General features: G+C 45.2%; 7 protein-coding genes. 2 read left to right on the top strand and 5 right to left on the bottom strand.

Annotation, left to right across the window (positions count from 1 at the left end):
* Window positions 1-7: 7 nt before the first annotated feature.
* The 5 genes from PCH02S_RS01435 to PCH02S_RS01415 form a co-directional block, all read right to left on the bottom strand.
* A complete protein-coding gene (locus PCH02S_RS01435) occupies window positions 8-1597 on the bottom strand; it encodes a response regulator transcription factor (protein ID WP_127449321.1) in 1590 nt (529 codons plus the stop codon).
* On the bottom strand, window positions 1594-3381 hold the full coding sequence (locus tag PCH02S_RS01430; RefSeq protein ID WP_127449319.1) for a sensor histidine kinase: 1788 nt from the start codon (window positions 3379-3381) through the stop codon (window positions 1594-1596). The genes PCH02S_RS01435 and PCH02S_RS01430 overlap by 4 nt, the downstream gene beginning before the upstream one ends.
* 120 nt (window positions 3382-3501) lie before the next feature.
* Entirely contained in the window at window positions 3502-5811 is a 2310-nt protein-coding gene (locus tag PCH02S_RS01425; protein ID WP_127449317.1) for an FAD-dependent oxidoreductase, read from the bottom strand.
* Between the two features lie 56 nt (window positions 5812-5867).
* Window positions 5868-6710 carry a carbohydrate ABC transporter permease gene (locus PCH02S_RS01420; RefSeq protein WP_246068901.1) on the bottom strand — a complete coding sequence of 281 codons (843 nt, stop codon included), beginning with the start codon at window positions 6708-6710 and terminating at the stop codon, window positions 5868-5870.
* A gap of 12 nt (window positions 6711-6722) precedes the next feature.
* Window positions 6723-7616, bottom strand: coding sequence for a carbohydrate ABC transporter permease (locus PCH02S_RS01415; RefSeq protein ID WP_127449315.1), 894 nt, complete (start codon window positions 7614-7616; stop codon window positions 6723-6725).
* Between the two features lie 304 nt (window positions 7617-7920).
* On the opposite strand from PCH02S_RS01415, the gene PCH02S_RS01410 reads away from it, so the two are divergent.
* Together PCH02S_RS01410 and PCH02S_RS01405 are read left to right on the top strand one after the other, a co-directional pair.
* Entirely contained in the window at window positions 7921-10653 is a 2733-nt protein-coding gene (locus PCH02S_RS01410; protein ID WP_127449313.1) for a glycosyl hydrolase family 95 catalytic domain-containing protein, read from the top strand.
* A 38-nt stretch (window positions 10654-10691) separates the two neighbouring features.
* Entirely contained in the window at window positions 10692-14081 is a 3390-nt protein-coding gene (locus PCH02S_RS01405; RefSeq protein ID WP_127449311.1) for a golvesin C-terminal-like domain-containing protein, read from the top strand.
* The last annotated feature ends 25 nt before the right edge of the window (window positions 14082-14106 follow it).

The raw sequence follows: 14106 nt of genomic DNA, 5'->3' as shown, positions 1-14106 counted from the left end.
GTTTTTCTTAGTATTTTAAAGCCGCCTTTCGATATTCAAGCGGAAATACTCCTTCGATCTTCTTGAAATATTTGCTGAAATGAGTCGCGTCGCTGTAGCCGATCATCTCGGAAATTTCGTAAATTTTATACGAAGGATTAAGCAACAGTTCACGAGCTTTTTTCATCCTGATTTTCATCAAATAGTCGACGATTTTCTCTCCTGTTTCCTTTTTGAATAACACACTCAAGTAAGTTTCGGCAAAGCCGACACGTCTGGCAATATCGGAAACTTTTAATGCTGTCGCATATTCCTGTTGAATAATATTCATAACTTCAATAATTTCCTGACGATATCGCGGCTTCGAGTCCAGTCGTATAAATTCAAGGGTTTGAATGGCCCACCCTCCAAACCATTCCGTTATTTCTTGCAGCGTCTCCGCATTGCGAATGATATCATACGGATACCTTTCATTGTAGGAAGGTAAAACATAGAGATCCTTTCCAAGCTGCTCCAGCTTCTTTTCGAACAATAACAACAGATGCAGCCATCTTTCCCTTATGAGCGCAGGGGGGACTTGGAACTGTTTCTGTTTTTCGTACCATGAATGAATGGCATCCGCCATCTGTTCGGGTTTTTGATCCATCAGCATATTCCAATAATCTTCCTGCAGGCTCTCGATTTTTACAGTTGCTTCTGAAACAGTCCGATCCGTATCATAAAAATAATGAGCATCCCGATTATAAAATCTGCTTTGAAGGGCATGCTCCGCTCGGATGAATGCCGAATGAAGCTCATTCAAGTTTACCGCATCCTTGACAATCCCAAAACTTAGCGACACTTTGGCAAAGGCCAATGCTGCGGAATGCATCTCGACTAACATATCTTCCGATAACCGCTCCATTAATATAGCAAAACGTTCATTTCTGATTTCGATTAAATCCCCTTCTCCGTATTTTTTTACGATTTCTTTCAAAATATTGATGATTGTGAAACTTAGCAACTGTTCGCTTTTAAATCTGTTTTCATCCACAATTTGTTGGTAATTATCGATGGAAGCGCAAGCAACCCGATAGGTTTGTTTCTTGGAAATAGAGCGAATTTCACAAATTAATCTATCCGTCTCCATATTCGTCCCTTGCTTGACGAGCAAATTTCTAAGCAGCTTTTCTTTCAAATCCAGCTCCAGTTGCTCCATTCTAAAGGTTGCTTGGGTATGTATAACTCGATTTGCCTGTTCAACCTCGAGCTCCGCACGAATACGCATACACTTTTGCAAGAGTTCGCTGGGTACCCAGGAGAGCTTCAAAATGTAATCGTTCGCTCCGATTTGAAGCGCCCGTTGTACATATTCAAAATCGTTATAACTGGACAAGACGATGATTCTCGTGTCCGGCCATCTTTCCCGAATGATATTCATCAGCTCAATTCCGTCCAATTCCGGCATACGGATATCTGTTAGTACAATATCGCAAGGGCAGTTTTCCAAAATAGCGAGCGCTTCTAAGCCATTTTCCGCTTCGCCTGCGATTTCAAATCCATTTTCCTTCCAGGAGATCAACGTTTTGAGCGATAATCGCACAAGAATTTCATCATCTACAATGAGTACACGCGTCATTCACATTGCTCCTTTTGAATAGGCAGCCGAATTGTAGCCTTTAAGCCGCCGTAATGGGATAATCCTAATGTAATACCGTACAATTTTCCGAAATGCAGTTTTATCCGATTGTCTACATTTGAGACGCCGATACCGCTGAATTTGGCATTATTGCTGTGGATCGTTCGCTCCTGAATGGTTGCAAGCCTACTCTCCGGAACGCCATTCCCATTATCCTCGACAGTAATGAACATCCCGGATCGATCACTCATGAGTTCAGCTTGAATCCATACAGTTAACGGCAGCTTTCCGCCATGAATAATGCTATTCTCGACGAATGGCTGCAAGCTGAACTTTAAAACTCGATGATCCATAAGCGCCTCGGGCACATGGATATTTAGCTGAATATTGTCATGAAAACGTATCTTCTGCAGCGTCATATATAACTCCAAATATTCAAGCTCCTGCCTAAGCGTCACAAATTGTTGCGTTTGTTTCATAGAAAATTCGAGAAGCTTGCCTAGCGCCGTAATCATGTCGCTCACATTCTGATTCGTACCCGAAAGCAGAGCCATTAATTTGATCGAATTGAGCGTATTAAACAGAAAATGCGGATTAATTTGCGCTTGCAGCGCTTGAAATCGGGCCTCCTCTTTATTTTTCTGCTCCTCTTCCAAATCCAGGATGAGGTGATCCAGCTTCGCAACCATTTGATTAAACTCATGGCCTAAAGCTGAAATTTCGTCTCTTCCTTTTACGGTTACCGCAGTTTGAAAATTACCTCTTCCAACTTTCCGCATAGAGTGGAGCAGAGAATAAATCGGCTTGGTCAGCCGGATCATGAGCGCTAGAAACAGGATCGTCCCCATGAGAAAAACAAGCAGGATGCCGACTAACGAGTGATTCCTCGACTGAGCGAGTTGATTCGTAAAATGATCGTAAGGCATAAGTTGCAGAAGAGTGAATCCGACTTGTGAGACTTCCGCTGTATTGATGAGATATCTGTTCCCATTGATCACGGCCCTCTTTGAAAAAGCACTCAACCGCGACTTTACTGATAGCTCTTCTTCGAAAATAACGTGGTACGAATTCCCCTCTGTATCCCTGGCAACATTGTCGCTTGTTTGGATTAAAAATCTTGGCATACTGCCATCCAACATTGCACTTTTCCCAAAAAACGCTTCGCTCGGAACGCCAATCGCAACTACCTCCTTTCCGTTCAAGTTTCCATCGTCCTTGCGAAGGATACGCGACATGAGGACATAAGGTGTCTCTATACCTACTTGTGTATACCCGTGATCCGGGTTCATTTTATAAGATATTGACCAGTAAGGAAAACCTTTGGCTTGTTGGGCATGCGAATACCAATCCTCTTCGATAATTGCATCGTTATCATAGTTAAAAAGCGTTGAGACGGCAAACCGCCGACCATCCGTAACCTGGAGGAAAGCCTCGCTGTTCAGCAGCAAATCGCGTGTAATTGTAAGCCTGTTTTGCAATTGTTTTAAAGGGATAAACGCATCATAATTGATGTTCCAATCCGAAAAATCGGAGCGATAAAACTGATTAAAGTCCGATTCGGCGAATAATGCGGCTTTGACCATTCTTGCCGCCAATTCGTTCATCGTATTTGCCGATTGATCGACCAATTCCTGGTTCGCATTGTATATCTTTTCTTCGAGTACACGCTGAGAATTGTAGGAGTACGTCAAGAAAATAACGAGCGTCGGGACAACAATAACGAGAATGAAATAGAAAATGAGTTTGCCCCTGAACGAATTATAGGGATTCCAAGGGTTGATCAATAGCCATCCTCTCCTAATTTATGACATTCACTCTCATCAAGTATATCATTTGTAGGTAGACTTTGATTGAGAGAAATGAAAGAAAAAAAGCCCGGAGAGGGATCTCTCCGGCTAAACATGCTAAGCATAACAACGCACTTCGTAAATCGCAGCAGAAGCATCGCCATTCGTAGCTTCCACGACAATACGAATCTGGCTTGTTCTAACAGGCTGATCAAGGACATGTTTCTGCAACCGTTGATAGTTTCCTTCTTTTCTGGCTACCGTCACCCATACATCGTTAATTAACGCCTGCACATCGTACTGTTTAGGACACTGCGGATCTCGATATAATGGCGCATAATTATGGAGTTCTCTTAGCAGATGCCCAGGGAAAGTCAAATGGACTTCCGATATCGTTTGCGGGCTTTCCCACTTCAACGCAAGCCATTGAGCGAGCGGTTGATTCGGATCCGAGCGCCATATATTCGTCGATTGGTGAGGGCGGGTAACACCACTGATGACTTGCCCGGGAGGATATGCCTCCTGCGGAGGAGAAACTTTAAAGCTCAACGTTCCCCCGTCTTGCATATAACGTCGCATTCTGCCTTCGCCCATATCGTAAGCAGCGGTATGTCCAGGAATCACTGTACTGGCTGAATGCCATTCTACGTTAGGGTTTATATCCAAATCCAACCGGACATAGCCTTTTTTCCGAATGTGTGCCAATTGAAGCGGCCAATCCACCCATACGCATTGGGAGTTCGCTGGCACAGTCAGGTCTGCTTCGGCAAGCGGCTGACCCGGCTCGGTTCGATAGTCCCAAATATGGTTAACTTCAACTAAGTAGGCCTTTACCGTTTGCTCCTCTTTCGTCGAATTGGACAAACACACGGAAAGTAAATCCATATTTCCCGAACCTATGGCAATCCATTGGCCTCTTCGGTGAGTCAGCGGTTCAGCAAGATTCGCGCGTCTTGTCTTCTCTTTCTCATTGCGTAGTCCATAGGTTCTGTCTTCCGTTTCCGGTCCCGCTCCGTAAACAAGCGCTGAACTGCTTGCCGATACCTGGGCCAGTCGAGCTAAATCGGATTTATCTTCATTTCGGATATTGGGCAGGAAGCAGCCGTCCCGCAGCAACGTTTGCTGAACATCACGAATCGCATCCTTATAAATATCGGGGACGGCGATTTGTTTCTCAAGTGCAATTGCCGCTCCTACGCCGACCGCTTGTCCCATCAAAGCGGTCGTAGCCATTACACGAACCGTTCCTAGTGCCGCATGCGTTACGCTGACATTACGTCCGGCCATCATCAGATTATCGACATCTTTCGCCACCAGCATCCGAAACGGAATGCCATAAGGACCACAGTAGCTCTTGCGGGCATACTCCGATGTTTCAGGGTACCCTTCTGCGCTTGCAGGTTCAGCAGTAGGAGCAAGCAATCCTCCCGGCGTATGAAGATCAATAAACCAGCCGCCATATGCGACTTCATCCGGGAATATCGTATTATTGGCCGGATCATGCTCGGTCATGAAATACTGGCCGATAACTCTGCGGCTTTCCCGTTTGGCCGGTACTTGACCAATCCAATCCAAAGCATAATTGGCAGCCTTTTGTTTAATGTCAGGATCTATATTCTTCATCCAATCCCAAATCCCTAACGTGTGCCGGGTAAGCTCATGACGGATCGTCTCATTGTCATAAATCGTATTCCAAGGGACGCCGATTTCAATCCACCAGAAGCCGGATTCCAGATCATAAAAATGTCTTCCTTGCTTGTAGAAATAATCCGGATTCTCATGCTTAACCGCCCACTCCGGCGCTTCGAACGGAACGGGACGTCCCATATCAACGGCACGGAAATGAATCGAATTGCCCATCGTATCGCTGCTTTCCTCAGCCGGCGCATGCGGCTCCCGGAACTCATCGAAGCTTTCGCTGCCCCAGCGCCATTCGCAGCCTGCCTTGTCGGCAACGATAGCATCACCCGTACAGTCAATGAAGATGTCGCCTTCGATATGGAGCTCTGTTTCCGCATTAGCGACGTTTGCCTTGATGGACTTAATCGTTCTATCGTCTGACTTTTCCACATGCAGCACAGAGGTGTTCAGGTAAAAAGTCAGATGATTCGTTCTAACCGCCATATCGTACATCACCATATCCGAAACGCTGTTAGTCCGGCCATTTTCACCGATATGCTCGTGATTGCGGGCTCTCTCTTCAATTAACAATTCAGAGATAATACCGGTTTCCCTGCCATAAGCATGGAACGCAGCGGCTCCGTGCGGGGTTACCCGAATTTCGGAAGACGCATTGCCACCGAAGACCGGGCGGTCATGAATGAGCACCGTTTTGGCTCCCTGACGGGCCGCCGCAACGGCAGCGCAAAAACCGGCCAAACCTCCCCCGCAAACAACGACTTGATAGCTTTCCTTCTTGATTTTCATTGCGCATGTCTCCTTGTTATTTCTTTTTTGAGTTGGCTGAATATTTATAAATAAGGCTAGCCTTTTAACCCCGTATTCGCAATGCCTTCGACAAACCATCGTTGGCACAGGCAGACGATGATCACGAGAGGCGCGAGAGCAAGAACCGATGCCGCCATAATGAGCGGATAGTTTGTGCTGTTTTCACCATCTGTATAGCTAAGCAAACCTAACGGTATCGTAAACAGGTCTCGGTCTCTAAGCAAAATAAGCGGATTCTCGTATTCATTCCAATGCCAGGTAAAAGTCAAGATCAATAACGTGACCAAAGCCGGCTTAACGAGCGGGAGCGAAATTTGCCAATACATTCTCCAATAACCGGCGCCGTCGATCTTGCTGGCCTCGAACAACTCTGTAGGCAATGTGCTGAAAAACTGCCGCATCAGGAAGGTTCCCAAAACGGTAAACATGCCGGGAAGAATGATCGCCTCATGCGTATTCACAAGATTCAAATAGTCAAATAGTATAAATCTGGGAACAAACAGCACTTGCGGCGGAACGATCATCGTTGCCAAATAAATCAGGAAAATCGAATCTCTGAATTGGAATCTCAACCTTGCGAAAGCAAATCCGGCTAATGAACTGGTTACTAGCGAGCCTAGCACCTGCAAAAATGTAATTTTGATGGAATTTATATAGAAGACATAATAAGGAACTTTACCCAACCAAACTTCTTGGTAGTTCGACCAGTCGAATGCTTTCGGAATCCACCGAATCGGAAACTCGAAAATATCAGCTTGGTTCTTAAACGACGCTGACGCCATCCAGAGAAACGGGAGGACCATGAGAATCCCGATCGATAATAACAATACCGTTAGAACACTTCTAAGAAGCGTATTTTTTTGAGACAGACTGAGCATATGAATAGCCTCCTAGTACTGGTCCTGCCATTTTTTTTGAGTTCTCCACTGTACGAGCGTGACCAGGAAAATAACCGAAAACAATAGCCAGGAAACCGTTGCGGAATAACTCATTTGGTTCAACTCGAATGCTTGCGAGTAAATGTAAAGCGACATCACCATCGTTGATTGAAGCGGCCCGCCATTCGTCATGACCTGAACGGCTGCAAAAACTTGAAGCGAGGAATTAATTAAGGTAATTGCTATCAAGAATGTAGTTGGCTTCAGCATCTGTATGGTAATAGCCGTAAATTGATTGAACGGTGTTGCACCGTCGATCGAGGCCGCTTCGTACAGTTCCCTGGATATCCCCTGAAGGCCGGCCATATACAAAATCATCGCATATCCAACGTAAGTCCAGATGGTCATGATCATAATGGCAATTAATGCGTAATCCGGACTCGCGAGCCAGCCAGGCGGATTTGAAATGCCGACCGCTCTCAACAACGCATTAATCGGTCCTTCCGAGCTATTGAACAACACCCGCCATACAACGGAGATAGCCACCAAACTGCTCATATAAGGAAGAAAAATAAGCGTACGGATCCATGTTTTTAAATAAACATAATTGTTCAGAATGGCAGCTAGTGCGAGTCCGATCGCTATCGAAGCTGACACCGTGATGACGGAAAAAACGACGTTATGCTTCAAAGAGAGGAATACGTTCTCATCGTGAATTAGCCTCACGATGTTATCCAATCCGACAAACACAAGCCCCTTTACTCCTTGCAAATAGTTCCAATCCGTGAAAACCAGAATCATACTAAACAGCAAAGGAAACAAAATAAAAAAACTGAAACCAAGCAGATTCGGGAGGATAAATAAATACCCGGCCACATTTTCCCTCGACTTCTCTTTCAAATTCATAGGTTCTACTCCTCTCTCCCTTCATACGCTAAGTATAATTGTGCCCTTAGACTGTATGAATGGAATAAACTAAGCTGAATATGTGTTTTCCTTCGATCTTCTTAGCCAAACAAGCTGACTCCTGTCGAACAGGAATCAGCTTGAGAGGTTCCAATCTTTTGCTAGGATTAAGAACATAGAATCTCACTACAATTGCTTAGAAAACGCCATTATGATTCGAAGGAAAGCATGCTAGCATAAAAAATGTAGTCATAAATTGAGAGGAGGAATTTTTATAGTACTTATCAGAAGGAAAAAGAATAGTATGGTTTTGCTTATCTTCCTATTACTTGCATCTTTTTTTGATGGAAGTTATGCAAGCGCTTCCGAAACGTCGGCAGAAACTATCTATGAATGCGAAAGCGCTGCCAGTTCGGCAGTAGGCGGTACGTTGGCAAATTATCCGGATTCGAACAGCAGTGCCGGCGCCTGGCATATGCTTTCAACATCTACCGTCGGAGCTTACGTCGAATACACGGTGAATGTTCCGGTTCCAGGTCCGTACACCGTATATGTAAAAAACAAAAAAGTGGACTCAAGAGGTATTTACCAGTTATCCATCGGCGAAGTCAACCAGGGCGGTGCAGTGGATCTTTATTCAAGTACTGCACTATATACGGAAGTTAACCATGGTACAGTCAACTTTGCCTCTGCTGGAAATAAAACATTCAGATTTACTGTGACCGGCAAGAATGCCAGCAGTTTAGGGTATACGCTCGGCTTGGACGCTATACGGCTGGTGAACCAACGCCAATCACAGCGTCTATGGTACTCTGCACCAGCTGCTAACTGGGAAACCGAAGCACTCCCGATCGGTAACGGCAAGCTTGGAGGAATGGTTTTCGGAGGCACCGGCGTTGACAGAGTCCAGATTAATGAAGCAACCATATTTAGCGGGAAAAAGGTACAGACTACACCAGCCAACTACACCGAATTTTCACAGATAAAAACGGCCCTGAACAACAATGATTTTGCTTCTGCAAAGACTCATTTTAATAATTGGCTTGGTAATACGCCTAATTATGGGCCCGAGGATTTTGGAGAATACCAGAACCTTGGCGATATCAATCTGACATTTGCAGGACATGAATCAGGTATAAGCAATTATGTCCGTGAATTGAACCTTAATACTGGAATTGCCAAGGTTTCGTATGAAAAGGACGGTAAAACTTTCACCAGGGAGTATTTTTCCAGCTATCCCGACAATGTGATGGTCATAAGGCTCACCAGCAGTGCCCCGCAGTCCATTACAACCCAGGTGTCCATGGATAGTCCCCAATATAATATCGTACAGTCTTCAAGCGGAAACAATACGTTAATTGTCGATGGGAAAAACAATACGGGCGCGCTTAGCTTTCAGACCAGGATCAAGGTACTGCCGAGTGGCGGTTCCCAGTCCATAGCCTCCAATGTTGCGAGTGTGACCAATGCGGACAGCGTTACAATATTCATGTCCACTTATACCACATATACCAATAATTGGCTCAATTATGCCGGAAATACGGATTATGCGGCGGATGTAACAAGTGCCGTATATAACGCCGGAAACAAGACCTATGAACAGCTCAAGTCAACACATACCTCGGATTATAAAAATCTTTTCGACAGGGTCAGCCTTGATTTTAAGGGGACCAATATGGACGCCGTCCCTACCGACACACGTTTGACCAATTATAAGAACGGTTCCGCGGATCCAGGGCTGGAGAGTTTGTTATTCCAGTACGGACGTTACCTTTTGATCAGCAGTTCCAGACAAGGCGGCCAGCCTGCCAACCTTCAGGGAATATGGAACAACAGCAATACGCCGTCATGGGGTAGCATGTATTGTTTCAATATCAACTTTAACATGAATTACTGGCCATCACAGGTTACCAATCTGACCGAAACCCATATGCCAATGATCGATCTAATTGACAGTTTGAGACCCAGTGGCAGAGAAACGGCCAAAAATTATTTTAATATCCAGGCAGGCTGGTTTGCAGCAAAGAAGACAGACGTTTGGGGCTTCACAATGCCTTACAAGCCTGCTGATAGCGGACTATTCATGGGTGGTTCCGGATGGCTAGCCCAAGATGTATGGGAATATTACAGCTTCACTAGGGATACCAACTACCTAGCAACCAAAGGATATCCGATTTTGAAGGAAGCAGCACAATTTTATCTTAATTTCCTTACTCCACAGGGCAACTTCTTAATCTCAACGCCTACAACATCTCCTGAGAATTCATTTAAATATAACGGTGCTTCCTATCAGATATCTGCAGGTACGGAGGCGGACCACCGGATCATTGAAGAACTTTTCAATAATACCATAACGGCAAGTACGATCCTTGGTGTGGATGACACGTTTAGATCTCAGCTTCAAACCGCTGTTGCTAAAATACCGCAGCCGCAAATTGGCAGCTTGGGGCAAATCAGGGAGTGGAATCAGGGTGATTTTGTAGAGACAGATCCAACCCACAGGCATATTTCCCAGTTGTACGGCCTGTTCCCCGGCAATACGATTTCACCGCTTTCAACTCCGGCATTAGCAGATGCAGCTAAAGTATCCCTCAATAGACGCGGGGATTTAAGCACTGGCTGGAGTATGGCGTGGAAGATAAACGCTTGGGCTAACCTTCTGGATGGACAACGTGCCTATTCACTTCTAAACCTGCAGCTTAAAAATAGGATAAATAAAAATTTATTTGACACTCATCCTCCTTTCCAGATTGACGGTAATTTCGGCTTTACCTCGGGTATTGCTGAAATGCTCCTTCAAAGCACTTACGCTAAACAAATCCATCTTTTACCGGCAATGCCGTCAAATTGGCCGAATGGCAGCGTGAAAGGACTCAAAGCCAGAGGAAATTTCACGGTTGATATGGACTGGACTAGCGGGAACCTCACGAAAGCTGTCATAAAGGGGGCTCCAAACGATAAAGGAACTATAAGATATGGAACGTCGGTTTTTCCATTTATTTTGGATAGCAGCGGTGTGTTTACCTATATTCCTTAAAGATACATCAAAAATCAAATACGAAGGAGTGAAGTTTAATGTTAAAAAGAGGAATTTCAGGTGTAATGGTGGTGTTACTTTTATTGTATGGCACTGTTTTTGGAATGCCTATGGCGACGCAGGCAGCAGGAAACACCTACTACGTAGCCACAACCGGCAACGACAGCAATGCCGGTACATTAAGCAGTCCGTTCAAGTCCATCGCAAAGGCTGCAAGTGTCATGGTTGCAGGCGATACGTGTATCATCAGAGGAGGTACATACAGGGAAGTCATTCAGCCTACCAAATCGGGCACAGCCGGAAACCCAATCACCTATAAGGCTTATGCCGGCGAGACGGTAACGCTAAGCGCCGCTGAAAAGGTTACTGGGTGGACACTTCATTCCGGCAACATATACAAAGCACCGATGAATTGGAATCTCGGCATGGAGAACCAGGTGTTCGTTAATGGCGAGATGATGCACGTAGCCCAGTACCCCAACTGGACGGATACCAACATCTTCAATCCGGGCAGGGCAAAGATGGAGAGCGGTGCTGACTTGACAGTCACATATTCAGGCCTTAATAAGCCTGCCGATTACTGGAAGGGGGGATTCATTTGGATTAGGGGGACGTGGACAGCCCAAACGACTACGATTGCTGCTTCAAGCGGGAATCAGCTTACACTAGCACCGTTTTCGTCTTCCGATGGCCGTTATACGGGTCCATTAGCGAGTAGGGAATTCTTTGTATTCAATTTATTCAGCGAGCTTGATACTGAAAGGGAATGGTTTTATGACAGCAGTACCCAAACCATGTATTTGTGGGCGCCTGGAGGCGTAAACCCATCTACCTTGAATGTGGAAATCAAAAAAAGGAATTTTTGCATTGACCTCACTGGTGTCTCCTATGTCAATATCGAAGGCCTAAACACCTTCGGAGGCACAATCAGAATGGCGGACAATTCTTCCAATAATATCGTGAAAGGAATAGACGCCAAATATATATCCCACAGGATGAATCTTCAAAAGGCCTATGAGAAGGACGACACGGGGATTTATGTGGGTGGCAGCAACAATACCTTGAGGGATTCCAAACTTGCTTATAGCTCCGGAAACCTTATCATCGTTGCCGGTTCGGACAATAAGATTATCAACAATCTCGCACATGAAGCCAACTATATGGTTACTTACAATGCAAACATGTTCATAAAGGGCAAAAGACATTTGATAAGCTACAATACGCTATACAATGCAGCCCGGGATCTCATGCAGTTAGAAGACATTGATGCGTCTATTATCGAGTATAACGACCTCAGCCTAAATGGATTATTAGGCACGGATTGCGGCGGAATTTACGTTACCAAAGAAGATGGCGAAAAGACAGAGATCAGGTATAACCGCATCCATGACCTTCTGGCTACAACAGATCATGGCATATATTTAGACCAGCACAGCCATAATTTTATTATCCATCACAATACGGTCTGGAATATGGATTTCGCCGGAATTAAATCGAGCCAGCCAGGAAATTTTGTGCAAATCTACGACAATATGGTGGATGGGAAAATTAAACATACTTTTGGCACTGCATTTAATAATGATGGATATGGAACCCGGATCTACAATAATGTTGCAACTGAGGGCTTTGAGATAGATGGAGATGCCAAACGGTATGACAATAAAACGGTAGGATATGACCAGAACCTCTATCCTCCGGCAGGACAAAACTTGGCTAATCCACCCAATCCTGTCTATGCGCTGACAACGCCACAACACACAAATTTGCTTAAAAATGCCTTCTTTGACGCAGGCCTTGAGTCATGGGCAAAAACCGGTGCGCCAACAACAGCTTTTTATCGTGCAACCTATGACCCCATTCACATCGATAATGGAGAAACAAGATCAGGTTATGGAAGTGTACAGTTTGGCAGCGGTCAGAATGGGGTAGAACAGTTGATAACCGGTCTCCAGCCCAATACAACCTACGAATATTCTGCTTGGGCCAGGGTACCTTTGGGGGAGACAGTAGAGATCGGTGTTAAGGACTATGGCGATCTAACTATTTATAAATCCGTATATGGCAATTCTCCAAACTGGACAAGACAGAAGGTGCAGTTTAAAACAGGCGCAAGCCAAACAAGCGCAAAGGTTTATATATGGAAAAGTTCTTTAAGCGCAGGTCTGTCCTATGGAGATGACGCAGGCTTGATTCAGGTTGAGGATACGGTACCCTTGATCGTGGATAACGGAGACCCCAATTACAGCGAAATAAGCGGTTCATGGTTAGACAGTAGCTTGACCGGTTACAATGGAAGCATGACCAGGTACGCCCGCGAAGGTGCTTCGGCGAAATGGACCGCTCCAATTACCGTAGCCAGAACGTATGATGTCTATATCAATAAGGTCATTCATAGCACCTCCGATACCAATACGAAGGTCGATGTGGTTCATAACGGTGTTACCAGTACCGTCTATGAGGATTATTCCACCGGCACTCCAGGCTGGAAGCATCTTGGTACGTATTCGATGACACCGGGGCAATCCAACTATGTACAAATCACCAGAGGCAATAACTCTCTCAGGGCAGATGCTGTCAAGTTTGTAGCTTCAAATCAATCGTTTGACCCTGCAGTCAATTATAAAATTATCAATAAGAAGAGCGGAAAACTATTGGATATTGCCAATAGTTCGAGTGAAATTGGTGCAAAGGCCATACAGTTAGGGAATTTAGGCGGAGAAAGCAAGCGGTGGCAGATTATCTATAACGGCAACGATTACAGCCTAGTAAACAAGAGCAGCGGTATGGCGGTTGATGTTGCAGGAAGTGCGATCACGAGTGGTGCCGATGTTGTTCAATCTTTATACCATGGAATGACCAGTCAAGGGTGGCAGATTGCCAATGCCGGCAATGGTTATTATAAGATTATCAATACGAACAGCGGCATGGCTGCTGCCGTTAAAGGCGGTTCCCTAGCAGACGGTGCGGAAATCATTCAATCGCCATACGCTGGGAACGACAGTCAACTGTGGAGCATGGTATTAGACACAGGTGGAGAAACCTGGGTAGTGGATAATGGAGAAGCCAACTACAGTGAAGTAAGCGGGTCATGGGTAGAAAGCAGTGCGCCCGGCTATAATGGAAGTAAGACCAGGTACAGCACCAGTAGCGGTGCCTCAGCGAAATGGACTGCTCCCATAACCGTAGGCGGAACTTATGAAGTTTTTATCTATAAGCCGATTAATAGCAACTCTGATACTAATACAAAGGTAGAGATCGTTCATAACGGTACGACCAATACAGTGTATGAGAATTATTCCACCGGGACTTCAAGCTGGAAGCTGCTTGGCACTTATACGATGACGCCAGGGCAATCCAATTATGTGAAGATCACCCGGGGCAATCAAACGGTTAGGGCAGATGCCGTAAAGTTTGTTAAAGTTGATTGAGTATAAGGTGATGTGGAATCGGCTA

Source organism: Paenibacillus chondroitinus NBRC 15376, assembly GCF_004000765.1.
Classification (GTDB): Bacteria; Bacillota; Bacilli; order Paenibacillales; family NBRC-103111; genus Paenibacillus_E; species Paenibacillus_E chondroitinus.
This window is presented reverse-complemented; position numbering and strand designations above follow the sequence as displayed.